Source organism: Pseudomonas sp. Z5-35, assembly GCF_051131945.1.
Classification (GTDB): Bacteria; Pseudomonadota; Gammaproteobacteria; order Pseudomonadales; family Pseudomonadaceae; genus Aquipseudomonas; species Aquipseudomonas marvdashtae.
Genome location: NZ_CP071640.1, coordinates 4,955,284 through 4,979,722, shown reverse-complemented (window position 1 = coordinate 4,979,722; position 24,439 = coordinate 4,955,284). Strand labels below are relative to the sequence as shown.

Below are 24,439 nucleotides of genomic sequence, written 5' to 3'. Positions count from 1 at the left end.
AGCCGAACAAGCTTTGTGGGAATGGTCGGACACACTTTCTGATTCAGGTAGATTTTTCCGACGAGTTCTGGCGGTTGCCGGGTGGGAAGGGTTGTCGCTAGTCTTTTCCTGTCGCTGCAAATTCAGCGGCCGGGCCTGGAAACCCGATAAGTGAGGGTGCAACAGCGCGTCACATGAGATACTGCATCGCTTTTTTGCGTGTGCAGTTCTGCGTTATGGCGGCTGTGCGCGGGAGACTTTCGAGTCTGCCGGGTTTTGCTCCTTCACTCCGGTTTTTCCAGCCCGCGCATAGCTGCCACCCTCTCGCCTGGAAACGGGAGATGGCGGTTCCACTACGTTAGAGGAGCTGCATCATGTTCAAAGCCACACCCAATCCCCCTGAAACCGATCCCCAAGAACTCGATGAAGCCGCCAAACGCGCCATCGACCACTATCTTGACCCCAAACCTCAAGCCAAAAAGAAACAGCCCACAGGCCAACTGTTCACTGTAGTGGACGGCGTCGACACCGAAAGCCTGCTGGCCAACCTCAGCGAAACCCTGGCTTCAGCCGATGCGATGGTCAGCGACCTAGCCTTCGACCTGAAAGGCTCGCGACGCCATGTTGCCCTTGGCATTCAGCAACTGATCGAGCTGGGCGCTTTGTTGGCGAATCGGATGCTGGACGACGTCAATATAAAACCCTGACCACACCGCACACCGCGCACAGTAGCGAGAACGCTCGCTCTCACAGGAGAAACGCAATCCCACTAAAACCAGGTCGGCTATAAGGCCGCCTCGCGGTGGACGTTGATCTCGGCGCCCCATTAACCACGCTGGCCGAACGCAGGTATTGCGCAGTGGGCATCCCGGCATGGATGCCGGGATAGCCGCGCTGGACCATGGATGGTCCTTCGCGGCGGGCCCACGGAGCAATGCCGGAGTGAGGGCACACCGAGCCTAGGCGAGGTGCCGAGTGGTGGGGCAAAGGCACTTTGGTTACTTTCGTGCCTTTCGAAAGTGACTCGCCGTAAGGGCGAAACCATAAGCCGCCGTTACCGCAGCAATGGATATGTACCCGGTCCGTAAGAGATACGCCGGCCCTGAGGGCGCCCAGCGGGGATAAATCCCCTCGCCACAGGGTTTCGTGTTTATCCCAATGCCAGTCATATCATCCCCAAACCACGTCAAACTCCCTGTAAACTCCGGCCTTTGCCCAACACCCAGGAGTCGGCAATGTCGGGTTCGATCCTTTATATCCACGGCTTCAACAGCGCCCCAGCGTCAACCAAGGCCAGCCAGTTGACGCAAGTGATGGCACGTCTGGGCCTAAGCGACCAACTGCAGGTGCCCGCCTTGCACCACCACCCCCGCCAGGCCATCGGTCAGCTGGAGCAGGCGATTACAGAACTGGGGCGCCCGCTGCTGGTCGGCAGCTCGCTCGGCGGCTACTATGCGACTCACTTGGCCGAACGCCACGGCCTCAAGGCCCTGTTGGTCAATCCTGCCGTGAGCCCGCATCGGATGTTCGACGGCTACCTGGGCAAGCAGAAGAATTTATACACCGACGAAACCTGGGAATTGACCCACGACCACGTGACGGCCCTGGCCGAGCTGGAAGTGCCGGCGCCCCGGGATCCGCAGCGGTTTCAGGTATGGTTGCAAACCGGTGACGAAACGCTGGATTATCGCCACGCCCAGCAGTATTACCGCGCCTGTGCCTTGCGCATCCAGGCCGGCGGCGATCACAGTTTCCAAGGCTTTGCCCGGCAGTTGCCGGCACTGTTGAGTTTTGCCGGTATTGGCGCCGATTTGTACCAGGCGATCGACTTCACGTCGCTGTGAGCCATCGCCCCTTTTTCATTGAACACTGACGACGAGACCCCATGGCCACTCCCAGCGCTAGCTCTTATAACGCAGACGCCATCGAAGTCCTCTCGGGCCTCGACCCGGTGCGCAAGCGCCCCGGCATGTACACCGACACCAGTCGGCCGAACCACCTCGCCCAGGAAGTCATCGACAACAGCGTCGACGAAGCCTTGGCCGGGCATGCGAAGTCGGTGCAGGTCTTCCTGCATGCCGATCACTCCCTGGAAGTCAGCGACGACGGTCGCGGCATGCCGGTGGACATTCACCCTGAAGAAGGCGTGTCGGGCGTCGAGCTGATCCTCACCAAGCTCCACGCCGGCGGCAAGTTTTCCAACAAGAACTACCAGTTCTCCGGCGGTTTGCACGGGGTGGGTATTTCCGTGGTCAACGCCTTGTCGACCCAGGTGCGGGTGCGGGTCAAGCGTGACGGCAATGAATACCAGATGACGTTCGCCGACGGCTACAAGGCCACCGAGCTGGAAGTGGTAGGCACTGTCGGTAAGCGCAACACCGGGACCAGCGTGTATTTCGCTCCGGACCCGAAGTATTTCGATTCACCGAAGTTTTCTGTCAGCCGCCTCAAGCATGTGCTCAAGGCCAAGGCGGTATTGTGCCCGGGGCTGCTGGTCAGTTTCGAGGACAAGGCCACCGGCGAGAAAGTCGAATGGCATTACGAAGACGGCCTGCGCTCCTACTTGGTGGACGCGGTCAGCGGTTTCGAGCGCCTGCCCGACGAGCCGTTCTGCGGCAGTCTGGCCGGTAACAAGGAGGCGGTGGACTGGGCGCTGTTGTGGCTGCCTGAAGGCGGCGAAAGCGTTCAGGAAAGCTACGTCAACCTGATCCCTACGGCTCAGGGCGGTACTCATGTCAACGGGCTGCGCCAAGGCCTGCTCGACGCCATGCGCGAATTCTGCGAGTTCCGCAACCTGCTGCCCCGCGGTGTGAAGCTGGCGCCGGAAGACGTCTGGGAACGCATCGCCTTTGTCCTGTCGATGAAGATGCAGGAACCGCAATTTTCCGGCCAGACCAAGGAACGCCTGTCGTCCCGCGAGGCGGCGGCGTTTGTCTCCGGCGTGGTCAAGGATGCGTTCAGCCTGTGGCTCAACGCCAACCCTGAGACCGGCCTGGCCCTGGCGGAGCTGGCGATCAACAACGCCGGCCGTCGTCTCAAGGCCAGCAAGAAGGTCGAGCGCAAGCGCATCACCCAAGGGCCGGCATTGCCGGGCAAGCTCGCCGATTGCGCCGGGCAGGACCCGATGCGTTCCGAGCTGTTCCTGGTGGAAGGTGACTCCGCCGGCGGTTCGGCCAAGCAGGCGCGGGACAAGGAGTTCCAGGCGATTCTGCCGCTGCGGGGCAAGATCCTCAACACCTGGGAAGTGGACGGCAGCGAAGTGCTGGCCAGCCAGGAAGTGCATAACATCGCGGTGGCCATCGGTGTCGATCCGGGCGCCGCAGACATGAGCCAGTTGCGCTACGGCAAGATCTGTATCCTCGCCGACGCCGACTCCGACGGCCTGCACATCGCCACTTTGCTGTGTGCGTTGTTCGTCCAGCACTTCCGTCCGCTGGTGGACGCCGGTCATGTCTATGTGGCGATGCCTCCGCTGTATCGCATCGACCTGGGCAAGGAAATCTACTACGCCTTGGACGAAGCCGAGCGCGACGGCATCCTCGATCGCCTGGTGGCCGAGAAGAAACGTGGCAAACCGCAGGTCACCCGATTCAAGGGCCTGGGCGAGATGAACCCGCCGCAGCTGCGTGAAACCACCATGGACCCGAACACCCGCCGTCTGGTGCAGTTGACCTTGGATGATTTCGAGGCGACCTCGGAAATGATGGATATGTTGCTGGCGAAGAAACGCGCCGGCGATCGCAAATCCTGGCTCGAATCCAAAGGGGACCTGGCCGAGGTCCTGGCCTGATGCGCAACGGGTTCGCCCTGGCGCTTTTGCTGTGGACGGGGGTGGTAGTTGCAGGGCCCGTGCCGGAATTGAAGCTGCTGTCCGAGCACGCCGTCGATGGCCTGCGCGGCGGCAACCTGTCCGGGCTTGCGCTGTGCGGCAGCGAGATGTGGACCGTGTCCGATCGCGACGATGACCAAATCTACCGCCTCAAACCCGACGATGCGTCGGTTTGGCAGGCTGAAGCGGTGGCTATCGAAGTGCCGCAGGTGCCGGACAGCGGTTTGCCCTTGGGCTTGAGCTCGCGGACGTGGGCGGCGTCGTTTCTGCGCGGTGGCGAGCTGGATTTCGAAGGCATCAGCTGCGACAACGCTGGCAATCGCTACGTGGTCAGCGAGTCCCATGCCGCCGTGCTGCTCGTTCCGCCAACCGGGGCGGCGTCCTGGCTGAAAATCGCCCCGACCTTGATCCGTCAGGCCCGGGGCAGCGGTATGCTATTGCATTTCAACGCGCTGTTAGAAGGCCTGGCCGTGAGCCCCGCCGGCGACCAGCTATGGCTGGCGGCCGAACGCGAGCGTCGGGGGCTGTTATTGATCAAGCGTCAGCAGACAGTATGGGATTGCGATGGCAATTGTGTGTTGCTGAGCGAAGCGGGAAAGCAAATGCAGCCCGAGCAGTTTTCCAAGCCGAAGGCGGTGTCGCGGGATTTCGCCGATCTGTCATTGTTCGACGGCAAGCTGTTTACCCTGGAGCGAAACGCCTATCAGGTCTGCCGGCGTGACCCGCAGACCGCCAAGGTCGAGCGCTGCTGGTCATTCGCCGCCGAGGCGCTGAAGGGTGAGCGTCTTTATCCACAGCCCTTCGGCCTGGCCGAAGCGCTGGTAGTGGACGCAGGTGGCGTGTGGATCGGCCTGGATAACAATAATGGCAAGCGCGCCGACGGCGAAACGCGGCCGATCGTCTGGCGTTTTGCCGCGCCGACGGGTGGCTGGAGCGCCACGCCATGAGCCAGCAACCGCCGGGCAAGCGCGCCGGCCGGGTGCTGATGATCGTGGCTTGGTGCGCGGCGCTGTTTCTGGCGACGCGGTTTTTCGCCCAGTGGGAGCAGCGCGAGCACAATCCCAACACCGAGGTGTATTCGCAAAAGGGCGAAGGATTTATCGAGGTGAAGCTGGTCGGCAATAAACAGGGGCATTTTGTCGCCAGCGGCCAGATCAACGGCCAGCCGGTGGATTTCATGCTCGACACCGGGGCCACCGATGTGGCGGTCCCGCAGGAACTGGCCGAGCGGCTGAAGCTGGAAAAAGGTTTTGGCGTGACATTGAGCACCGCCAACGGATTGAGCGAAGGTTATCGCACCCGCATCGACCGGCTGCAATTGGGTGACATCGTCTTGCGCGATGTCCGCGCCCTGGTGGCGCCAGGCCTGGGTGGCACGCAGGTGCTACTGGGCATGAGCGCCCTGAACAAACTTGAATTTACCCAGCGCGACGGCACCATGCTGTTGCGCCAGACAACGAACTGATGAGGCCCGCATGAGCGACATTCTTGCAGACAGCTTAGACGGCGTAGAACGCCGGTCGCTGGCTGACTTCACCGAAAATGCCTACCTCAATTACTCCATGTACGTGATCATGGACCGCGCCTTGCCGCACATCGGCGACGGTCTCAAGCCGGTTCAGCGACGGATCATCTACGCCATGAGCGAGTTGGGGCTGGACGCTGACTCCAAGCACAAGAAGTCGGCGCGGACCGTCGGTGACGTGCTCGGTAAATTCCACCCCCACGGCGATTCGGCTTGCTACGAAGCCATGGTGCTGATGGCCCAGCCGTTCAGCTATCGCTACACGTTGGTGGACGGGCAGGGTAACTGGGGTGCGCCGGACGATCCCAAGTCCTTCGCGGCCATGCGTTATACCGAGGCGCGGCTGTCGCGCTATTCCGAGGTGCTGCTCAGCGAACTGGGCCAGGGCACCGCGGATTGGGGGCCGAACTTCGACGGAACCCTCGACGAACCCTTGGTTTTGCCGGCACGTTTGCCGAACATCCTTCTCAATGGCACGACTGGCATCGCCGTGGGCATGGCCACCGATGTGCCGCCGCACAACCTGCGGGAGGTGGCCACGGCCTGCGTGCGCCTGTTGGACGAGCCAAAAGCCACCGTGGAGCAGCTCTGCGAGCATATCCAAGGCCCGGACTACCCGACCGAAGCGGAAATCATCACTCCCCGCGCCGATCTGCTGAAAATCTACGAGACCGGCCGTGGTTCGGTGCGCATGCGTGCTGTTTATCACATCGAAGACGGCGACATCATTGTCACGTCGCTGCCCCATCAGGTTTCCGGGGCCAAGGTGATGGAGCAGATTGCCGCGATGATGCAGGCGAAGCCATCGAAGGCGCCGCAAGTTGCTGACCTGCGTGACGAGTCCGACCACGAGAACCCGTGTCGCCTGGTGATTATTCCGGTCAATAGCCGGGTCGACCACGACGCGCTGATGCAGCACCTGTTCGCCAGCACTGACCTGGAGTCCAGCTACCGGGTCAACATCAACATCATCGGCCTGGACGGCAAGCCACAGCTGAAAAACCTGCGGGCATTGCTGGTGGAATGGCTGGAATTCCGGGTCAAGACCGTGCGCCGGCGCTTGCAATTTCGCCTGGACAAAGTCGAGCGCCGCTTGCACCTGTTGGATGGTTTGCTGATTGCCTACCTCAACCTGGATGAAGTGATCCACATTATCCGTACCGAGGAGCACCCCAAGGCCAGCCTGATCGAGCGTTTCGCCCTGAGCGAAATCCAGGCCGACTACATTCTCGATACCCGACTGCGGCAGTTGGCGCGCCTGGAAGAAATGAAGCTGCGGGCCGAGCAGGATGAATTGCTCAAGGAACAGGCCAAGCTGCAAGCCCTGCTGGGCAGCGAAGCCAAGCTCAAGAAACTGGTACGCACCGAACTGCTCAAGGACGCCGAAACCTACGGTGACGACCGCCGCTCGCCTATCGTCGAGCGCGCCGAAGCCAAGGCACTGACCGAACATGATCTGTTGCCGAACGAGAAAGTGACGGTTGTGCTGTCGGAAAAAGGTTGGGTGCGCTCCGCCAAGGGGCACGATATTGACGCTGCCGGGCTTTCCTACAAGGCTGGAGATGGTTTCAAGGCCTTGGCGCCTGGGCGCTCAAACCAGTTTGCGGTGTTCATCGATTCAACCGGGCGCAGTTATTCGGTGCCGGCCCATACCTTGCCTTCGGCTCGCGGCCAGGGCGAACCGCTTACCGGACGATTAACTCCACCGCCGGGTGCAACTTTTGAATGCGTGCTGATGCCTGATGATGACGGGCTATACGTTATCGCGTCGGACGCCGGTTACGGGTTCGTCGTCAAGGGTGAGGACCTGCAAGCCAAGAACAAGGCGGGCAAGGCGCTGTTGAGCCTGCCGAACAACGCCAAGGTCATTGCGCCGCGTCTGGTCTGCGACCGCGAGAACAATTGGCTGGCCTCGGTGACGACCGAGGGGCGGTTGCTGGTGTTCAAGATCAGCGACCTGCCACAGCTGGGGAAAGGCAAAGGCAACAAGATTATCGGTATTTCCGGCGAACGGGTGGCGAGTCGCGAGGAATATGTCACGGATATTGCAGTGATTCCCGAGGGTGCCACGCTTGTGCTTCAGGCAGGAAAGCGGACGCTATCTTTGAAGGCGGACGATCTTGAGCATTACAAGGGTGAACGCGGTCGGCGGGGCAACAAGCTTCCGAGGGGTTTTCAGCGGGTGGATGCGCTGCTCGTCGAAAACCTCAATTAAGCGTACTAGAGGGCTCGGTCTGCGATTAAAACCCGCAGATCGGTACTTTGGCGCTGGAGTCGGGACGCATATTCACGGATGATAGGCCCTTTCAAGCGCCGGCGTGGCCGAGCGTTCTTCATAATGACCGAGTATTTTTCACTGTGGTAAGCCTTGTGGCCGCCACCTGGACGAGACGATGACTGCTCTGCGCCTTCCTATTTTTTGGCTCGCCGGCCTGCTTGGCCTGGCGGGCTGCAGCATCAATCAACCGGTGTCGCTGTACCAACTGGACAGCGGTACTCCGGCCATGCCTGCGCAAAGCGCGGGCATGGCCGTATTGCTCGGCCCGGTGCTGATTGCCGATTACCTTCAGCGTGAAACCCTGTTGCAACGCCAGCCAGACGGCAGCCTGCAGGCCGCCACGGACGGACGCTGGGCTGGCAGCTTGTCTTCCGACATCGATCAGTTGTTGCTGCGCCAGATTGCGGGCCATTTGGACAGTCAGCGCGTAGTGCTGGCCCCCGCCACCCAGGGATTCTCCCCAGATGTTCAGGTCCTGCTGTCGATTACCCGGCTGGACTCAGGCGAATCCCAGCCCGCGGTCCTCGATGCCCAGTGGCGACTGATCGACCGTCGCGGCAAGGTTCGCGAAAACCGCATTGTTCATCTGCAAGAACCGCACGTGGGCTCCACTGCTGCGCAGGTCCAGGCACAAGGCGTGCTCTTGCAGCGCCTGGCCGAGCAGTTGTCCGTGTCGCTCAAGCCGCTGGCCAACCAGCCGCCTATCGCAGAGGTCCCACGCAAGGCTGCTCCCGCCCCAGCAAAACCGGTAGAAAAGGAAAAGGACAAGATTCCCATGGCCTTGCCGATTCGTACGGACATGGAAGTGTTCAGGTTCTGATAGCCGGACCGGATACAGCACAAAGCCCGCATTGATGCGGGCTTTGTCGTTTATATAAAAAGCCTGCGGACGATCACTCGTTCGCGGGCTTCGTTATTTCAGATGCCGAGGCTCAGGCCTGGCGCTCATGCATTCGCGCCAGTTGCCGCTCCAGCATCGATGGATAAGGCTCCATCAATCGCTCTACACAGCAAGCGCCTTCGGGGCTGGCGATGGGGCGGATACGCGCGCGTTGACGGATCAGGGCGTCGTCGTTGATCTTGCGCTCCACCAGCAGCAGGTTGCGGCTGTGTTGGGAGAGGGCCAGTGCGTCCTGGGCTGTTTCGGTCAACAGCAAGTCGATCTGGCTCAGGCCGAACAGGCTGTCGCCGAGGGTCAGGCCTAGTTGCAACTGCAGGGTGATGCCACTGTCGGCAACCTCGATCTGCAACTGATGACCCAATGCCCGCAACAATTCACCGCAGCAGATGGCATTGGTCAGGTAGTCGTCGCCGCTGTCCTCGGTGTGGAACAGCATCAGTGTGCTGCCGTCGTTCAGGGTGTGCAGTTCGCCCTGATAAAGCGATGCCGCCTGGTCGAGGCAGTCGCGATAACGTTCGAGCAGTTCCTTCAGGCGGGCCTGGGGCAGGCGTCGCAATTGATCCTGGGCGCCCAGTTGAACGGCTAGTACGGCGCTGTGCTGTGGCAGGTTCGAGGCGACAGGGCGGGCGATCGGTTGAGGCGCGCCGGCGACCGTTTCGTCTCGCAAGTCGGCGAAGGCATCGTCGTCTTCATCGTCTTCAACCGTACGCACCACATGACGCGGCACAGGGCGGGAAGCAGGCATCGGCGCACTTTCGTCAAAGCCAGGGTCGCGCAGGTTGCGCACTTCAAATCCCGGCTCGGCATCGTCCTCATCGATGTAGTCGACGTCTTCGGGCTCCGGCACGGGCTCAGGCTCCGGCGCGAAACTGGCGTGGAGTTGCCGGGCCAGGTCGCCAATTTCGTCCTGGCGCTGGGTGGCGGGTGTGTGTTCATCGATGTCCCGCAGCCAGACGCGCAATTGCAGAAGCGGCGTAGAGATATGCCGTCCCAGGCGCAGGCTCAAGGCCAGTGCCAGTGCCAACAATATCGCGCTGAGAATGCCCATGCTCTGCAGGCTGATGGTCATCGGCTGCTGGAACTGATCCATGTCCAGGCTGATGCGCAGTTGCCCGGCGGTCACGTCCTGGAACGTGATCTTGCTCTGGTACATGCCACCGGTTTCACCCAGCAAGCCCGGCTTGGGACGCTGGCCGGCCTCCGCCAGGATGCGGTTGTCCACGCTATAGATGGCAGCGTGGGCGACCAGTTTGTTCTTGGTCAGGTTGTTGAGCAGCACGTTGAGGCTGAGGATGTCGTTGGACACCAGCAACTCGGTGGCGGACGTGGCGGTCTGGGTGGTCAGGCTTTCGCCCAGGGCATCCGCCTGCTCGTGCATGGCCTGCTTGAACTGCAAACCCATCACGCAGGCATAGATGACCAGGGCCAGGGCGACCAGGATCACGTTATGGCTGGCAATGCGTAATGCAATCGGCACGCGGCGATGGCGCAGTGCACGGAAGATCAGCAGAAAAAAATTGTCGGTTTTGACTGGCGTGGGCCGGTTCACTGAGCTCGGCTCTTTGTCCGTGAAATTGACGCGCAGTATAGCGATAGCCCCATGACCGGCAAAGCACTGGCGGTGCCCGATGGTCACTGAATGTGGGTAGAATGCGGTTTTTTTCCACCTGCGGGGGTGCGCCTTGCGCGAAATCGTCCTGATAAACATCACTGGCAGCGACCGTCCGGGTCTTACTGCGGCCATTACCGGCGTTCTGGCCCAGGGTGGTGTGAACATTCTCGACATTGGTCAGGCAGTGATCCACGACACGCTGTCGTTCGGCATCCTGGTTGAAATCCCGGACACCGAGCAGGGCAAGTCGGTGCTCAAGGACATCCTGTTTACCGCCTACAAGCTTGACCAGCAGGTGCGTTTCACCCCGGTATCGGAAGCCGATTACCAAAACTGGGTAGCCGGGCAGGGCAAAAAACGGCACATCGTGACGCTGTTGACTCGCAAAGTCACCGCCGAGCAATTGCAGCGCGTCAGTTCGATCACGGCGAAATATGGCCTGAACATCGACCACATCGACCGGCTGTCCGGGCGCATGCCGCTCGATACCCCGGCCGACCAAGGCAAGGGCTGCATCGAGTTTTCCGTGCGCGGCGAACCTGCCGATCCCCAGGCGTTGCGTGCTGAATTCCTCAGCGTGGCCCAGGAGCTGAACGTCGACATCGCGTTCCAGGAAGATTCGCTGTTTCGCCGTAACCGCCGCCTGGCGGTGTTCGACATGGACTCGACGCTGATCGAAGCCGAAGTGATCGACGAGTTGGCCAAGGCTGCCGGCGTCGGCGACAAGGTGTCGGCCATCACTGAGCGGGCCATGGCCGGCGAGCTGGATTTCCGGGCCAGCTTCAAGGAGCGCCTGGCGCTGCTGCAAGGCCTGGATGTGAGCGTGCTGGATTCCATCGGCGCTTCCCTGCGCCTGACCGAGGGAGCCGAAACCCTGTTCGCCGAACTCAAGCGCCTGGGCTACAAGACCGCGATTCTGTCGGGCGGCTTCACGTATTTCGCCAAGCAGTTGCAGGCCAAGCTCGGTATCGACTACGTGTTCGCCAACGAGCTGGAAGTGGTGGACGGCAAGGTGACCGGCGTGGCGGTCGAGCCGATCGTCGATGCCCAGCGCAAGGCGGATCTGCTGCGGGAACTGGCCGCCAAGGAAGGCCTGCGCCTGGAGCAGACCATCGCCGTAGGTGACGGAGCCAACGATCTGCCGATGCTGGCCATCGCCGGCCTCGGCGTGGCGTTCCGGGCCAAGCCGCTGGTCAAGCAGTCGGCCAGGCAGGCGATTTCAACCTTGGGGTTGGATGGGGTGTTGTATCTGCTGGGCTTCAGGGATCGTGACGGGCAGGTTTGAACCCTGCATCATTTTCCAGGGCATACGCTCTTGTGGCGAGGGAGCAAGCTCCCTCGCCGCGGGATCAGTCGTTTTCTAGAGTGACTTCCACAGCGAATCAAAATCGCCTTCCTTGTCACTGCCATCCCCACCAGTGCCTGAGTCTTCAGGGTGATAAGCAAACTGATTGAAGCTGTGAGTGCTGGTCACGCGCCGGTCCAGCGAGGCCCGCCTTTCCTGTCCGTTGGCATTGATCAATACCTGTTGGCCCTCTTGGAAGGGTAGGCGCGGAGCGATCATGGTGGGCGGCAGGTCGATCGCGCTGATTTCCGGCAGTAGCAATCCCCGCAGGTAATGTCCCTGGTCGCTCTGTTCGCGGAGCAGTTGCAGGCCGCAAGGCTGGGCGTGGGGCGCGACCAGCTCGATGCCCATCTGCATGGCGCCATTGCGTACCTGGCGGATCCAGCGCACCACGGCGATGCTCCAGGTCTGGTCGTTGGCGTCACGAATGCCGATCATCTCCCCGGCCTGCAATTGTTCCGGCACCTCTTTCGGCCAGCCAAGGCAGTAACCGCCCGGGCTGTGGTTGATGATTGGCAGGTCATAAGTTGGAAAGTGATGCTGATTGTCGGAGCTGGTACTGTCGTCATCGGCCGGATTGACCGGGTACTCGATTTCTTCGTAGGGCAGCAGCTCGCTGTCACCGGCTGGTGCGGCGTCGAAGGCCTGGCTCCAAGTGTCGTTTTTCCTGGTCGTCGAGGGCTCGAACCGGGCCTTGCGTGTCGCTGGATTCTTTAGGATTTCGCTGAAGGAGCGCTCCCCTCCAAGGTAGTAGTGCAGCGCGCTCATGCCCACGCACAACGTCAGTGTTCCGTTGCCCTCGGTGCGCTGGAAGCCGCGCTCGGCGGCCTCGCCCCAGGCGGCTTGCAGGTGGTGCAGGGTGTCGGCACTCATGCCGGCGGGCACTGGCAGCGATGATTCGACAGGCTGCGCCAGATGGGCGGTGATCGCGCGTACCAACGGTTCAAGTTCGAAACCCAGCAGGCCAGGTTGCTGCTCGGCGCGAAATTTGGAGCGATACCGCGGTCCGACATCCAGTTGCGGTGCGACGGCGAAAAGGCTGGTGGCGGCGCTGGCGAGCGGGTCCAGCTTGACCCACTGGCTCCACGATTCCAAGACCTCGGCCAGTCGCGCGATCTGGCTCTGGCGCAACTGATTGCTGCGCGAGGCGCCTAGCAGCAGGGCGACGACGTAGGTCTGCTCGGCGCTCAACTGATGAACCTGGCTGGCCAGCTCATCGCTGACGCTCAGGTGCTGCAGCTTGTGCTGGCAGGCGATCCGGTACAGCTGGTGCAAATCAAGCCAAAGCCCCTCGGGTACCGGGCTGTACAGCTGGCTGGCGCGCAACAGGTTGCCGTCGAGGGCATGTAGCGCCCGTTGCACTGCGGTGCCGAGCAGGCGCGCCCGATCCTTGCTGAACTTGGGTGAGAGGCGTACGACTATTTGCTTGTAACCCATCGCCAGATGGGTTTGCAGGGCCTGGCACAGGTTGACGATCTTGCGCGAGCGGTCGTCCAGCACAATGGCCTGCTGCAGGAAGTGTCGCTCCAGGTGCTTGCAAACGTAATAAACCTCGGGCCGCAGCAGTTCGAGCAGTTGCAGGCGATTGTCGCTGGGGGTGAGCAGCTGGTTCAGCTCGCCGAGCGCCTGATACAACAGGCGGGCGGTTTCGCCGATGTTGGCCTTGGGCAGGTTGGCAATCCAACGCTTGAGGTCGCGAGGCGTGGCATCGCAAAAGGACAGGCGCGACTGGGTCGGTGTCGAAACACGCAGTAGCTGGAGAGGGCTGGTCTCATTCATGCCGTGGGCAGGCTCCGGCGGGAAATGAAGGGGATGTTTCCAACTCTAGCAGTTATGGGCGAAAAGGCGCGTCCGATGTCGGGTGCCAAGTGGGAGCGACAGGCCTCGCCCCCACCTGGCCGATGAATCAGGCTTTGGGCAGCGCCAAGCCTTGGCCCATCTGCACCGGCGAGCCGGCTACCAGGTCTTCGGTCCACTTCACTTGATCCGGCCCGAACAGCACGATAGCGGTCGAACCCAGTTTGAAGCGGCCCAGCTCGGCGCCTTTTTCCAGATGAATCGGCGCACGGGCGGCTTCGTCGTAACGGAAGGTCTTGAGTTCGCGCTTGGGCGGTGTCACCAGGCCGGCCCAGACCGTCTCGATGGACGCCACGATCATTGCACCCACCAGCACCACGGCCATCGGGCCGCGTTCGGTGTCGAAAATGCAGGCGACGCGCTCGTTACGGGCAAACAGTTCCGGAACGTGTTCGGCAGTGGTCTGGTTGACCGAGAAGATTCGGCCGGGGATGTAGACCATTTCCCGCAAAGTGCCGGCCAGCGGCATGTGCACGCGGTGATAATCCTTGGGCGACAGGTAGATGGTAGCGAAATCGCCGCCCATGAACGGCGCCGCGTTGGCCGCCTCACCGCCCAGCAGCTCCAGCACACTGAAGCTGTGGCCCTTGGCCTGGAACACCCGGCCATGCTCGATCGGGCCGAGCTGGCTAACGGCGCCATCGGCAGGGCTGAGAATCGCGCCGGGGGTTTCGTCCAGAGGGCGCGCGCCCTCTTTCAGAGCGCGAGTAAAGAAGGCATTGAAGTGCTCGTAAGCCGTCAGGTCTTCCACCAGCGCCTGGGACATGTCCACCTGGTAGCGCTTGGCGAACCAGGCCGTGAAGGCATTCTTGAACCAGTGCACTCGGCACTCGGCGATGCAGCCGGCCAGCCGTGACAGTAAATGGTGCGGCAGCAGGTACTGGGAGAGGATGAACAAGCGGTTTTTCATTAAGTGTCCTTAAAAATCTTCAAAGCTCGATAGGGGTGTCAGGGCGGTTGCCCCATTCGCCCCAGGAACCGGCATAGCCTTTGACTCGCGGATAACCGAGCGCCTTGGCCACCAGATAGGTGAAGCCAGAGCGGTGGTGAGTCTGGCAGTGGGTGATGACTTCTTTGTCAGGCGTAATGCCCAGTTGTTCGAGTATTTGTGGCATGTCCTTGCGGATACGCAGGTTGCGCGCCGGGTCCATGCCTGCGGTCCATTCAAAGTTGACTGCTCCAGGGATGTGTCCGCCCCTGGCCGCAACGACTTTTTCGCCGGAATATTCGAGCGGGCCGCGTGCATCCCAGATTGCCAGGTCGCTGGCGCCCAGGCGGCTTTGCAAATATTCGCGGGTAGCGGTGGGGGCTTCGTGCAGGGTCAGGCTTACCGAGCCCGCGACTGTCGCCGGGACTTCAGCGGAGACTGGCAGGCCCTCGTCCAGCCAGGACAGCACACCGCCATCGAGGTAGTGGTAGTTCGAGTGGCCGATCACGTCCAGCAGCCAGATAAAACGTCCGGCCCAGCCGCCGCCTTCGTCGTCGTACACCACGTAGACCGCACCGGGGGTGTGTCCAAGTTCACCGAACAGCGCCTCAAGGTCCGCTTTGGCCGGCAACAGGCCTGGCGCCGGGGGTTGGCCAAGCTGGGTGCGCTTGGGGTCGACGAAATACGCGCCAGGAATATGCCCGGTGCTGTAGCGGGCGGCGCTGGTCAGGTCCACCAGAATCAGGTTCGGAGTGTCGAGGCGCGGGAGCAGTTCGCTCGGCTCGATGACCAAAGGCAAGCCAGAGAAGTCAGGCATGTGAGGCCTCCTGGGGCGCAAAGGGAAAGGATTGTAGCAAGTTCAGCGACCACGGTTGGTAAAGGTATGCAGCGCCCTTTCGATGCATTGCGAGGTTTTGCCGAAGGCCTGTACGGTCACGTCCGAGAACGGCCCGCCACCCTGGTCCACCGCGACCAGCATGATCACCCGGCCGTTGCAGGTCAGTGAGCGCAACAGCAAGTGCTCGCCCTTGAACAGGCTGCGCAGGCCCGGCGGCAGCAAAGCCCAATACTGGGCATTGTTCTCCGGGTTCAGGCGAACCTGGGCCTGCTGGGCCAGCAGTCGCTGCAGGACCTTGCTCTGGCTGATGGAGAAACTCATCGCCGCCGCCTCTTTGGGCAGGCCGGCGGTCTGATGCACGCGCACACTGGTCTGGCTGCGGTCGGCCATCAAGATCATTACCCGGCGCATTCCGCACGCCACCAGAGCGTTGCGGGCCGAGGTCGTCAGATGCATGGCATTGCTGAAGGGGCTGGGTTCCACCAACAGCGCGGCGCATTGCTTGCGCCATTGGGTCAGGTCTTCGGCGCTGGGCGGCGCGGCCGGGAGCAAGCCCGGGTGGACGCGGCGGCTGCCCAAGGGCCAGATCAACGCCACGGCCGGATGCCAGAGGTCTGGCAGGGTGTTTTGGCGGGCGCTGGTGACAGCTTGTTGATGAAGCTGCTGCTGGAGCTCGTCCATTGGCATTTGCAGATACAGGCTTGTGAGGTACTGCCAACGAGCGCTAGACGGGCTGTCCCAAGCCTGTTGCGCCGCCAGCGCCAGGCCGTTGGCCAGCAACACGGTATTGGCGGGCTGGTTAAGCCAGCGCCGCAGGGTTGGGTCGTCGTCGAGCCGATTCTGCTGGCGTAGCGGGTGATCGCTGTCGCGCGCAATGCGCAGCACTTTTATTAGTTCGCGGCGCTCGTTGAGCAGCAGGCGATAGCCCTGCATCACCCACGCCGGCAGGCGCCACCGTTCTACCAGCGCCAGGCAGATTTGCAACAGGCCGACGCCGAACAGCTCGCGCTCGACCTGATCGGCCGGTTGGCCTTTATGGATCACCCGCAACTCCCACTCACCCAGCAGCCGCGGGTGAGTCAGCGCCAATGGCCAGAGCGGCGAGAGAAACAACAGGCTGCCCCAATGAATGTCCTGCCACAGCCGAGCCAGGCGGTTGGCAAAAAAACCGTTGGCCTGCTGCGTGGCGTGCTGGCTGATCAATTGCAGTTGGCGCAGGGCTACAGGAATCTGATGCTCCGGCAACGAGGGCAGGCGGGCAAGCAACTCTTCGGTGCGCTTGAGACCCAGGCGGTTGATCGCCACTTCGAGATTTTCCGCCGGTTCCGCCAGGGTGCCGTGGGTGTGATGGTTAGCCTCGCGGATGACACTCAGGGCCAGCGCGGGGCTGCCCTGCATCAATTCGGCGATGTCGCGTAGCGAGCGGCGGCTGTCGGCAATAGCCTTGCAGACCAGGTCATGACTGGCCTGGGGCACCGGCAAGTGGACGCCTTCGAGCAGCTTTACCCAGCCTTCGAGCGTGGCGGGTCGCGGAGTTGGAACCTTCGTTTCGTTAGCCATGACTAGACGCGATCTTCACATGAGGTATCAACGCCCGGAACGGGGCAAAATTGGCTTTTCGCCAGAACTGGCTATAGTCTGGCGCAGTTTCGCCGATAAGTAGAAGAAGAGATTTTTCAGCTTCCGAATGTGACCTTGAACCCGACTTAAATAAGTACTTTCTACCTATGGCTAAAATTATCGGCATCATTGTCGTGTTCGCGAGCGTGCTCGGCGGATACGTGCTCTCCCATGGCAAGATCGCAGCCCTGGTCCAACCTTTCGAGGTATTGATCATTGGCGGTGCGGCCCTTGGCGCTTTCCTGCAGGCCAACCCTGGCTATATGACCATGCACGTGCTCAAGAAATCCTTGAGCATGTTCGGCTCGCGTTTCAGCCACACCTTCTACCTGGAAGTGCTGGGGCTGGTTTACGAGATCCTCAACAAAAGCCGCCGTGAAGGCATGATGGCGATTGAAGGCGATATCGAAGATGCCGCCTCCAGCCCGATTTTCGCCAAGTACCCCACCGTTCTGAAGGATGAGCGCATGACCGCGTTCATCTGTGATTACCTGCGCATCATGTCGTCCGGCAACATGGCGCCCCATGAGCTCGAAGGCCTGTTCGACATGGAGCTGTATAGCCTCAAGGAAGATCTGGAGCATCCATCGCACGCGGTCAACGGCATCGCCGACGGCATGCCCGGTTTCGGTATCGTCGCGGCGGTATTGGGTATCGTGGTGACCATGGCGTCCCTGGGAGAGGGCGACCAGGCGTCCATCGGCCTGCACGTAGGTGCGGCGCTGGTAGGTACGTTCTTCGGTATTCTGGCCGCCTATGGCTTCTTCGGCCCGCTGGCCCATTCCCTGGCCCACGACGCCAAGGAAGAGCTCAATGTCTACGAGGCCATCAAGGCCTCGCTCGTGGCCTCCGCCTCGGGCATGCCGCCATCCCTGGCGGTGGAGTTCGGTCGCAAGGTCCTGTACCCGGCGCATCGTCCAAGCTTCGCCGAGCTGGAACAAGCGGTTCGCGGTCGCTAAGCAATGGAAAATAATCAGCCGATCATCGTTAAGCGCATCAAACGCATTGCCGGCGGACACCATGGTGGTGCCTGGAAAATCGCCTTTGCCGACTTCGCGACGGCGATGATGGCGTTCTTCCTGGTGCTGTGGCTGCTGTCCACCGCGACCCCGGAACAGAAGATCGCCATCGCCGGGTACTTCAAGGATCCGGTCGGTTTTTCCGAGAGCGGCACGCCGTACATCATCGATCTGGGCGGCTCGCCCGTCCTCGCGCCGGAAAATACGCTCAACCCCGAGGTCAAGTCGCAGCCTCAGCCCGACAAGGCGACTGTCGACGCCAATGAGGCCGAAGGCATGGCCGAGCAGGTCGAGCGGGAGCGCCTGGAGTTGCTGCTGCAAGAATTGCAGAACAAGGTCGAAGAGAACCCGGAACTGCAGAAATTCAAGGACCAAATCCTCTTCGAGATTACCCCGAACGGCCTGCGCATCCAGATCATGGACGCCGATAACCGGCCGATGTTCGACTCGGGCAGCGCGCGGCTGAAACCGTATTTCGAAGACATCCTGCTGGCCATGGCCGACACCATCAAAGCGGTGCCGAACAAGATCAGTATCAGCGGTCACACCGATGCCAAGCCTTTTGTCGGCAAAGGCGACTTTGGTAACTGGGAGCTGTCGGCCAACCGGGCCAACGCAGCGCGGCGCGCCCTGGTGGCGGGCAGCTACCCGGACGAGCAAGTGGCGCGGGTCGTCGGTTACGCGTCCTCGGCGCTGTTCGATCGCAAGGAACCGTTCAACCCGGTCAACCGGCGTATTGATATCGTGGTGTTGACCAAGAAGGCGCAGAAAGCCATCGAAGGTTCGCAGACCGACGATCCGGCGCCAGACCCAGCTCAAAGCGAAGGCGCGCCGGGTGAAGTGCCCACTGCACCCGTGACGCCTGGCGCAGCGGCTGATCCGAACGCGCTGCCAGCGGACCAGCAGCCGGTGCAGGCCCATGAGTTGCGCGAGCGCCTGAACCTGTTCGACGACGCCGCGCCGAAACCGGCGGAACCGCCAGCGCAGTGACCCAATAAAAAAGCCGACATCATTGTCGGCTTTTTGTTGGGCTACCTTTCACTCGAGGCTTGCTTGCTTTTGTGGCGAGGGAGCTTGCTCCCGCTCGGCTGCGCAGCAGTCGCAAGGCCGGACAACTCGGTCTGGCTGGAGACTGTGGGGCCTGCTTCGCAGTCCAGCGGGAGCAAGCTCCCTCGCCACAAGAGTGATCGGCTTGATATTGCGTGCCGTTCAGTAACTGCTTTCCGGCAGGCTGGCGATGATCGAGCGGTAGCTGTTCATCCGCTGCTGATGCACGCGACCTTCTTCCAACGCCTTGAGCAGGGCGCAACCGGGCTCGCGGTCGTGCTTGCAATCACGGAAGCGGCAGGTGCCGATCAGCTCGTTGAACTCGATGAACCCGGCCTCGACATCGCTCCGGCTGACATGCCCCAGGCCGAATTCACGGATACCCGGCGAGTCGATCAACTCACCGCCACCGGGGAAGTGGAACAGCCGCGCGGTGGTGGTGGTGTGGGTGCCTTGGCCGGACAGCTCGGACAACGGCCCGACGCGGGTCTCGACGTCCGGCAGCAAGCTGTTGACCAGCGAAGACTTGCCGACGCCGGACTGGCCGACGAACACGCTGATGCGCCCATCCAGTTGCTGCTGAAGTTGCTCCATGCCATTGCCGTGATGAGCCGAGACTTCCAGCACCGGGTAACCCAGGTCCCGATAGACCGACAGCAGCGCATTGAGCGCCGGGGCATTGTGTTCGTCGATCAGGTCGAACTTGTTGAGCAACAGCAACGGACGGATGCCGGCGTGCTCGGCTGCCACCAGGTAGCGGTCGATCAGGTTGGCATGAGGCTCGGGCAGCGGGGCGAACACGATGACGATCATGTCGACGTTGGCGGCCACCGGCTTGAGTTGGCCTCGGCTGTCCGGACGGCACAGCTCGGTGTGGCGCGGCAATTGCGCGACGATTACGCCGATGCCCTGGTTGCCGGCGCGCCAGACGACCTGGTCGCCGGTCACCAGCGCCGGCAGGTTGGCGCGCAAGTGGCAACGGAAAACCTGGCCGGCCAATTCGCCTTCCTTGGCCTCGACCTCGACCTGCACACCGAAGTGCGCGATCACCAGCCCGGTCTGTTCCGGGCCCAGGTCGCCGCCTTCCAAGGCTTCGACAGCGCTGGATTCGCGTTTGGCGGCGCGGGCGGCGCGCTCACCCTGGATCTTTTCGATGCGCCAGTTCTGGCGACGATTGAGTTGGCGTTTGGCCATGGGTGTTCCGTATGAAGAAATGCAGCGAATAGGGTAAAACGGCGGCGAGTTTAGCACGCCCCGGGGGCTGCCTAGGCTAAACTGCGCAGCTACGCCGAGGAGCTTTCCCATGCAAAACCCGCAAAACCTCATCTGGATCGACCTGGAAATGACCGGTCTGAACCCGGACACCGACGTCATCATCGAAATGGCCACCATCGTCACCGACAGCGATCTCAACACCTTGGCCGAAGGCCCGGTAATCGCTATCCATCACAGCGATGAGATCCTGGCCGGCATGGACGAGTGGAACACCCGCCAGCACGGTGGTTCGGGCCTGACCCAGCGGGTGCGCGACAGCAAGATCAGCATGGCCGAGGCGGAAGCCCAGACCATCGCCTTCCTCGAGCAATGGGTGCCGAGGGGCAAATCGCCGATCTGCGGCAACAGCATCTGTCAGGACCGGCGCTTCCTGTATACCCACATGAAATCGTTGGAAAACTATTTCCACTATCGCAACCTGGACGTCTCGACCCTCAAGGAGCTGGCCGCCCGCTGGGCCCCCGAGGTCCGCGACAGCTTCCAGAAAGGCAGCACGCACCTGGCCCTGGATGACATTCGCGAGTCCATTGCCGAGTTGCAGCATTACCGCAAGCATTTCATCAAGTTCTGATCAGGTACGCAGTGCGCTCTTGTGGTGAGGGGATTTATCTGTGTTGGACAGGTAGGCGCTGCCCTCTTTTGGTGCCAGCCCAAACTGGCTAGACTGCGCGCCTTCCTGCAAGGACCGCCATCATGCTGCTGATGCTGTATCTGATCGCCATAACCGCCGAAGCCATGACCGGCGCGCTGTCTGCCGGGCGACGGGGCATGGACTGGTTCGGCGTGGTGTTGATCGCCTGCATCACGGCGCTGGGTGGCGGCTCTGTGCGGGACGTGCTGCTAGGGCACTACCCGCTGACCTGGGTCAAGCATCCGGAATATCTGGTGCTGACCACCGCGGCCGCCATGCTGACGGTATTCCTGGCGCGCTGGATGCGTCACTTGCGCTCACTGTTCCTGGTGCTCGACGCCGTGGGCCTGGTGGCGTTCACCTTGATTGGCTGCATGACCGCGCTGGAGATGGGGCACGGCATGTTGGTGGCGTCGGTCAGCGGCGTAATAACAGGAGTGTTCGGCGGCATCCTCCGGGACATTTTCTGCAACGATATCCCGCTGATCTTCCGCCGTGAGCTTTATGCCAGCGTCTCGTTTGCCGCCGCGTGGTGCTATTTGTTATGCGTCTTCCTGCAACTGCCCAGCGAACAGTCGATCCTCATCACGCTGTTTGGCGGTTTCCTGCTGCGGCTCCTGGCAATCCGCTTCCACTGGGAAATGCCCAAGTTCGTCTATAACGACGAAGTCTGACGCTCGGCGTGCTGGCGCAACGCCCATTCCACATGTTCCTGCACCAAGGCTGACGGATAGCCCCGTCGCGCCTTCAACGCTTCCATTACCGGTATCGTCGTAGGCGCGTTCCCGAGCCCCACCGCCAGGTTGCGCAGCCAGCGTTCGTAACCGGCGCGGCGCAGTGGCGAACCCTCGGTGCTGCTGAGGAACTTGTCCTCGTCCCACATGAACAACTCGGCCAGTTCGGCATTGTCCAGGTTGTGACGGGGCTTGAAGTCGCCTTCATCCGACGGCCGGGCGAAGCGGTTCCACGGGCAGACGATCTGGCAGTCGTCACAGCCGAACACCCGATTGCCGATCAACGGCCGCAGGTCCTCCGGGATGGCATTTTTCAGCTCGATAGTGAGGTAGGAAATACACCGCCGTGCATCCAGTATGTAAGGACCGATGAATGCGTTGGTAGGACAGATATCCAGGCAGGCGGTACATTTTCCGCAATGTTCGCTGGCGTGGGGCGGGTCCACTGGCAGCGGGAGATCGACGAACAGTTCGCTCAGGAAGAAATAGCTGCCGGCTTTGCGGTTCAGCACCAGGGTGTTTTTGCCGATCCAACCCAGCCCGGCCTGTTCGGCGATGGCTTTTTCCAGCACCGGCGCGCTATCGACGAACGCGCGATAGCCAAAGGGGCCAATGGCCGCCTGGATTTTTTCTGCCAGTTGCTGCACGCGTTTACGGATCAATTTGTGGTAATCGCGGCCCAACGCATAACGCGAGACGTAGGCTTTTTCCGGTTGGGCAAGCCGTTGCGCCATTTGCGTGTCGCCTGGCAGGTAATCCATGCGCAGGGACACCACGCGCAAGGTGCCGGGCACCAATTCTTCTGGATGCGAGCGCTTGCTGCCGTGGGCGCCCATGTAGTCCATTTCGCCATGGTAACCGGCCTCGAGCCAGCGTTGCAGGTGCTGTTCATGCTCGGCGAGGTCCAGGCCGCTGATGCCGACCTGCTGGAAACCCAGCTCGCGGCCCCAGTCCTTGATGGATTGGGCGAGAGTGGCAAGATCGGTGGGAATGGCAGGCATGAGGCGAGAGAAACCGGAGCTGAGATGCGTATAATTCTGCCAGACATCGGAGCCCGAAGACGCATGCCGCAGACTAAAGATGATTTTCCCGACGCGCTGTACAGTGCCGCGCAGGTCCGGGCCCTCGACGGACAACTGATCGCGGCGGGTACCAGCGGCTTCGAATTGATGCAGCGCGCCGCCCGTGCCACCTGGCGAGCCATTGTCCGGCGTTGGCCCGAGGCCAGCGAGCTGACCGTGCTGGCCGGCCATGGCAACAACGCCGGCGATGGCTATCTGGTCGCGACCCTGGCCCGGCGCGCCGGCTGGTCGGTCCGAGTGCTGGCGGTGGGCGAGCCCCGGCGTTTGCTTGGTGATGCCGCCAATGCCCACGCCGAAGCCGTGGCGGTTGGTGTGCCAGTAGAGCCCTGGACGGACGAATGCGAGTTGCGGGGTGTATTGCTCGACGCACTGCTCGGCACGGGGCTGAGTGGCGATGTGCGCGAGCCTTATATGCGGGCCATCGATACCATCAATGTCAGTGGCCTGCCGGTCGCTGCTGTGGATATCCCCTCGGGATTGTGTGCCGATACCGGTCGAGTGCTGGGCACTGCAGTGACCGCTGACCTGACCGTGACTTTCATCGGCCTGAAGCTCGGCCTGTTCACGGGTGATGCAGCGGACCGGGTCGGCGAGTTGTTTTTCAATGACTTGCACGCGAACCCGGACATCGTTGAATCGGCGCCGGTCGATGCTCGATTGCTCCTGCCGCGCAATCTGCCACGTCTGACGCCTCGCGCGCCCACCTCCCACAAAGGCAAGTTCGGTCATGTGTTGTTGATCGGCGGCGACCGGGGCTTCGGCGGCGCGATCCAGATGAGCGCCGAAAGCGCCCTGCGCTGCGGCGCGGGCATGATTTCCATGGCGACGCGCAGCGAGCATGTGACCTGCGTCCTGGCGCGTTTGCCGGAAGTCATGGTGCAAGGCACCCATTCGGCGAACCAGCTGATGGGCTTACTCAAGCAGGCCAGCGTGCTGGTGGTCGGGCCGGGCCTGGGCCAGGCCGCTTGGGGGCGCAGCCTGCTCTCGGCGGCGGCCAATGCGCCGTTGCCGCAGGTTTGGGATGCCGATGCGCTGAACCTGTTGAGCAGTGGCGCGGTCAGCCTGCCCGGGCATTGCGTCATCACCCCACACCCGGGCGAGGCGGCGCGATTGCTGGGGATCTCCACCGTCCAGGTGCAGGCCGATCGTCCGGCCGCCGCCCATGCGTTGAGCAAAAAATATACAGCCACCGTGATCCTCAAGGGCGCCGGCAGCCTGATTGCCAGCCCGGACGGTCGCCTGGCCGTTTGCCGCCAGGGTCATCCGGCCATGGCCACGGCTGGCCTGGGAGATGTATTGGCCGGCGTGGTCGGCGCCTTGCTGGCCCAGGGCCTGGAAGGCTTCGACGCGGCCTGCCTGGCGGTCTGGTTGCACGCCAACGCCGGTGCGCAAGCCGGTCAACTGGGGCGGGGATTGGTGGCGACCGACCTGATTCCGGTCATTCGTCAGTTATTGGAGGAGCATTCACCGTGTCTGAAGTAACCCTGTACGTGGCGGACGAACAAGCCATGACACAATTGGGCGCCCGCATCGCGCAGATCACCGCCGGCCACGGTCTGATTTTTCTTGAAGGCGACCTCGGGGCGGGGAAAACCACCTTGTCCCGTGGCATCATCCGCGGTCTCGGCCACGTCGGGTCAGTCAAGAGCCCGACGTTTACCTTGGTCGAGCCCTACGAAATCGGTGACATCCGCGCCTTCCATTTCGACCTGTATCGGCTGGTGGACCCCGAAGAATTGGAGTTCCTCGGCATCCGTGATTATTTCGAAGACGACGCCTTGTGCCTGATCGAATGGCCCCACAAGGGTGCAGGCTTTTTGCCAAAGCCTGACCTGACCATTACCATTGGCGCGCAGAATGGCGGGCGTTCGGTGAAACTGTCTCCGCAGGGCTCGCGTGGCGAGTCGTGGTGTGCCGCTTTGGCATTGGAAAACTAATT

The 24,439-nt window shown here is 61.9% G+C and carries 21 protein-coding genes; 14 read left to right on the top strand and 7 right to left on the bottom strand.

The window, feature by feature from the left end; genetic code table 11:
- Positions 1–353: 353 nt before the first annotated feature.
- The 7 genes from J3P95_RS22825 (at position 354) to J3P95_RS22795 (ending at position 8,431) form a co-directional block, all read left to right on the top strand.
- Positions 354–686, top strand: coding sequence for a DUF6124 family protein (locus tag J3P95_RS22825; RefSeq protein ID WP_434558913.1), 333 nt, complete (start codon positions 354–356; stop codon positions 684–686).
- 528 nt (positions 687–1,214) lie between these two features.
- A complete protein-coding gene (locus J3P95_RS22820; RefSeq protein WP_434579570.1) occupies positions 1,215–1,823 on the top strand; it encodes a YqiA/YcfP family alpha/beta fold hydrolase in 609 nt (202 codons plus the stop codon).
- Between the two features lie 41 nt (positions 1,824–1,864).
- Complete coding sequence (parE, locus tag J3P95_RS22815; protein ID WP_434579571.1) at positions 1,865–3,769, top strand: DNA topoisomerase IV subunit B; 1,905 nt, start codon at positions 1,865–1,867, stop codon at positions 3,767–3,769.
- Positions 3,769–4,755, top strand: coding sequence for an esterase-like activity of phytase family protein (locus tag J3P95_RS22810; protein WP_434558907.1), 987 nt, complete (start codon positions 3,769–3,771; stop codon positions 4,753–4,755). Before parE ends, J3P95_RS22810 begins: the two co-directional genes overlap by 1 nt.
- The gene (locus J3P95_RS22805) at positions 4,752–5,273 is read left to right on the top strand and encodes a retropepsin-like aspartic protease family protein (RefSeq protein ID WP_186645264.1); all 522 of its coding nucleotides are present in this window, start codon (positions 4,752–4,754) and stop codon (positions 5,271–5,273) included. Before J3P95_RS22810 ends, J3P95_RS22805 begins: the two co-directional genes overlap by 4 nt.
- Before the next feature lie 10 nt (positions 5,274–5,283).
- The gene (gene parC, locus J3P95_RS22800) at positions 5,284–7,548 is read left to right on the top strand and encodes a DNA topoisomerase IV subunit A (RefSeq protein ID WP_434558905.1); all 2,265 of its coding nucleotides are present in this window, start codon (positions 5,284–5,286) and stop codon (positions 7,546–7,548) included.
- A gap of 178 nt (positions 7,549–7,726) precedes the next feature.
- Positions 7,727–8,431, top strand: a complete 705-nt coding sequence (locus tag J3P95_RS22795; RefSeq protein ID WP_434558903.1) for a PqiC family protein — start codon at positions 7,727–7,729, stop codon at positions 8,429–8,431.
- A 112-nt stretch (positions 8,432–8,543) separates the two neighbouring features.
- Here the strand turns inward: J3P95_RS22795 and J3P95_RS22790 are convergent, their stop codons facing one another.
- Positions 8,544–10,061, bottom strand: a complete 1,518-nt coding sequence (locus J3P95_RS22790; protein ID WP_434579572.1) for an AhpA/YtjB family protein — start codon at positions 10,059–10,061, stop codon at positions 8,544–8,546.
- Positions 10,062–10,194: 133 nt separating this feature from the next.
- Between J3P95_RS22790 and serB the strand changes: the two genes are divergently transcribed.
- The gene (gene serB, locus J3P95_RS22785) at positions 10,195–11,409 is read left to right on the top strand and encodes a phosphoserine phosphatase SerB (protein WP_186638451.1); all 1,215 of its coding nucleotides are present in this window, start codon (positions 10,195–10,197) and stop codon (positions 11,407–11,409) included.
- A gap of 75 nt (positions 11,410–11,484) precedes the next feature.
- Here the strand turns inward: serB and J3P95_RS22780 are convergent, their stop codons facing one another.
- The 4 genes from J3P95_RS22780 to J3P95_RS22765 all read right to left on the bottom strand — a co-directional run bounded on the left by J3P95_RS22780 (position 11,485) and on the right by J3P95_RS22765 (position 16,652).
- Positions 11,485–13,248 (bottom strand): molecular chaperone, encoded by a 1,764-nt coding sequence (locus J3P95_RS22780; RefSeq protein WP_434626160.1) that lies wholly within the window; start codon positions 13,246–13,248, stop codon positions 11,485–11,487.
- 127 nt (positions 13,249–13,375) lie between these two features.
- Positions 13,376–14,236, bottom strand: a complete 861-nt coding sequence (gene asd, locus J3P95_RS22775; RefSeq protein WP_434579574.1) for an archaetidylserine decarboxylase — start codon at positions 14,234–14,236, stop codon at positions 13,376–13,378.
- Positions 14,237–14,255: 19 nt separating this feature from the next.
- Entirely contained in the window at positions 14,256–15,071 is an 816-nt protein-coding gene (locus tag J3P95_RS22770) for a rhodanese-like domain-containing protein (protein ID WP_434558895.1), read from the bottom strand.
- 42 nt (positions 15,072–15,113) lie between these two features.
- On the bottom strand, positions 15,114–16,652 hold the full coding sequence (locus J3P95_RS22765) for an HDOD domain-containing protein (protein WP_434579575.1): 1,539 nt from the start codon (positions 16,650–16,652) through the stop codon (positions 15,114–15,116).
- A gap of 167 nt (positions 16,653–16,819) precedes the next feature.
- Between J3P95_RS22765 and motA the strand changes: the two genes are divergently transcribed.
- Both motA and motB read left to right on the top strand, forming a co-directional pair.
- Positions 16,820–17,671, top strand: a complete 852-nt coding sequence (motA, locus tag J3P95_RS22760; RefSeq protein ID WP_434558891.1) for a flagellar motor stator protein MotA — start codon at positions 16,820–16,822, stop codon at positions 17,669–17,671.
- A gap of 3 nt (positions 17,672–17,674) precedes the next feature.
- The gene (motB, locus tag J3P95_RS22755; RefSeq protein ID WP_434579576.1) at positions 17,675–18,721 is read left to right on the top strand and encodes a flagellar motor protein MotB; all 1,047 of its coding nucleotides are present in this window, start codon (positions 17,675–17,677) and stop codon (positions 18,719–18,721) included.
- 219 nt (positions 18,722–18,940) lie between these two features.
- Here the strand turns inward: motB and rsgA are convergent, their stop codons facing one another.
- The gene (gene rsgA, locus J3P95_RS22750; protein ID WP_434558887.1) at positions 18,941–19,972 is read right to left on the bottom strand and encodes a small ribosomal subunit biogenesis GTPase RsgA; all 1,032 of its coding nucleotides are present in this window, start codon (positions 19,970–19,972) and stop codon (positions 18,941–18,943) included.
- A 109-nt stretch (positions 19,973–20,081) separates the two neighbouring features.
- Here rsgA and orn point away from each other — a divergent pair, with 109 nt between their 5' ends.
- Positions 20,082–20,624, top strand: a complete 543-nt coding sequence (orn, locus tag J3P95_RS22745; RefSeq protein WP_434579577.1) for an oligoribonuclease — start codon at positions 20,082–20,084, stop codon at positions 20,622–20,624.
- A gap of 119 nt (positions 20,625–20,743) precedes the next feature.
- A complete protein-coding gene (locus J3P95_RS22740; protein WP_186615643.1) occupies positions 20,744–21,358 on the top strand; it encodes a TRIC cation channel family protein in 615 nt (204 codons plus the stop codon).
- On the opposite strand, the gene queG is transcribed toward J3P95_RS22740, so the two are convergent.
- Complete coding sequence (gene queG / locus J3P95_RS22735; RefSeq protein ID WP_434579578.1) at positions 21,340–22,419, bottom strand: tRNA epoxyqueuosine(34) reductase QueG; 1,080 nt, start codon at positions 22,417–22,419, stop codon at positions 21,340–21,342. The two genes, J3P95_RS22740 and queG, sit on opposite strands and share 19 nt — an antisense overlap.
- Before the next feature lie 63 nt (positions 22,420–22,482).
- Here queG and J3P95_RS22730 point away from each other — a divergent pair, with 63 nt between their 5' ends.
- Both J3P95_RS22730 and tsaE read left to right on the top strand, forming a co-directional pair.
- On the top strand, positions 22,483–23,982 hold the full coding sequence (locus J3P95_RS22730; protein ID WP_434579579.1) for an NAD(P)H-hydrate dehydratase: 1,500 nt from the start codon (positions 22,483–22,485) through the stop codon (positions 23,980–23,982).
- Positions 23,970–24,437, top strand: a complete 468-nt coding sequence (tsaE, locus tag J3P95_RS22725) for a tRNA (adenosine(37)-N6)-threonylcarbamoyltransferase complex ATPase subunit type 1 TsaE (protein ID WP_434579580.1) — start codon at positions 23,970–23,972, stop codon at positions 24,435–24,437. The genes J3P95_RS22730 and tsaE overlap by 13 nt, the downstream gene beginning before the upstream one ends.
- The last annotated feature ends 2 nt before the right edge of the window (positions 24,438–24,439 follow it).

Bases quoted from the DNA above. Each gene is read 5' to 3' on its own strand.
- J3P95_RS22770 (WP_434558895.1), bottom strand. From the start codon at position 15,071: ATGCCTGACTTCTCTGGCTTGCCTTTGGTCATCGAGCCGAGCGAACTG.
- orn (WP_434579577.1), top strand. From the start codon at position 20,082: ATGCAAAACCCGCAAAACCTCATCTGGATCGACCTGGAAATGACCGGT.
- parE (WP_434579571.1), top strand. From the start codon at position 1,865: ATGGCCACTCCCAGCGCTAGCTCTTATAACGCAGACGCCATCGAAGTC.
- J3P95_RS22795 (WP_434558903.1), top strand. From the start codon at position 7,727: ATGACTGCTCTGCGCCTTCCTATTTTTTGGCTCGCCGGCCTGCTTGGC.
- rsgA (WP_434558887.1), bottom strand. From the start codon at position 19,972: ATGGCCAAACGCCAACTCAATCGTCGCCAGAACTGGCGCATCGAAAAG.
- queG (WP_434579578.1), bottom strand. From the start codon at position 22,419: ATGCCTGCCATTCCCACCGATCTTGCCACTCTCGCCCAATCCATCAAG.
- J3P95_RS22780 (WP_434626160.1), bottom strand. From the start codon at position 13,248: ATGAATGAGACCAGCCCTCTCCAGCTACTGCGTGTTTCGACACCGACC.
- motA (WP_434558891.1), top strand. From the start codon at position 16,820: ATGGCTAAAATTATCGGCATCATTGTCGTGTTCGCGAGCGTGCTCGGC.
- J3P95_RS22810 (WP_434558907.1), top strand. From the start codon at position 3,769: ATGCGCAACGGGTTCGCCCTGGCGCTTTTGCTGTGGACGGGGGTGGTA.
- parC (WP_434558905.1), top strand. From the start codon at position 5,284: ATGAGCGACATTCTTGCAGACAGCTTAGACGGCGTAGAACGCCGGTCG.
- J3P95_RS22820 (WP_434579570.1), top strand. From the start codon at position 1,215: ATGTCGGGTTCGATCCTTTATATCCACGGCTTCAACAGCGCCCCAGCG.
- J3P95_RS22825 (WP_434558913.1), top strand. From the start codon at position 354: ATGTTCAAAGCCACACCCAATCCCCCTGAAACCGATCCCCAAGAACTC.
- J3P95_RS22765 (WP_434579575.1), bottom strand. From the start codon at position 16,652: ATGGCTAACGAAACGAAGGTTCCAACTCCGCGACCCGCCACGCTCGAA.
- J3P95_RS22805 (WP_186645264.1), top strand. From the start codon at position 4,752: ATGAGCCAGCAACCGCCGGGCAAGCGCGCCGGCCGGGTGCTGATGATC.
- motB (WP_434579576.1), top strand. From the start codon at position 17,675: ATGGAAAATAATCAGCCGATCATCGTTAAGCGCATCAAACGCATTGCC.
- J3P95_RS22730 (WP_434579579.1), top strand. From the start codon at position 22,483: ATGCCGCAGACTAAAGATGATTTTCCCGACGCGCTGTACAGTGCCGCG.
- asd (WP_434579574.1), bottom strand. From the start codon at position 14,236: ATGAAAAACCGCTTGTTCATCCTCTCCCAGTACCTGCTGCCGCACCAT.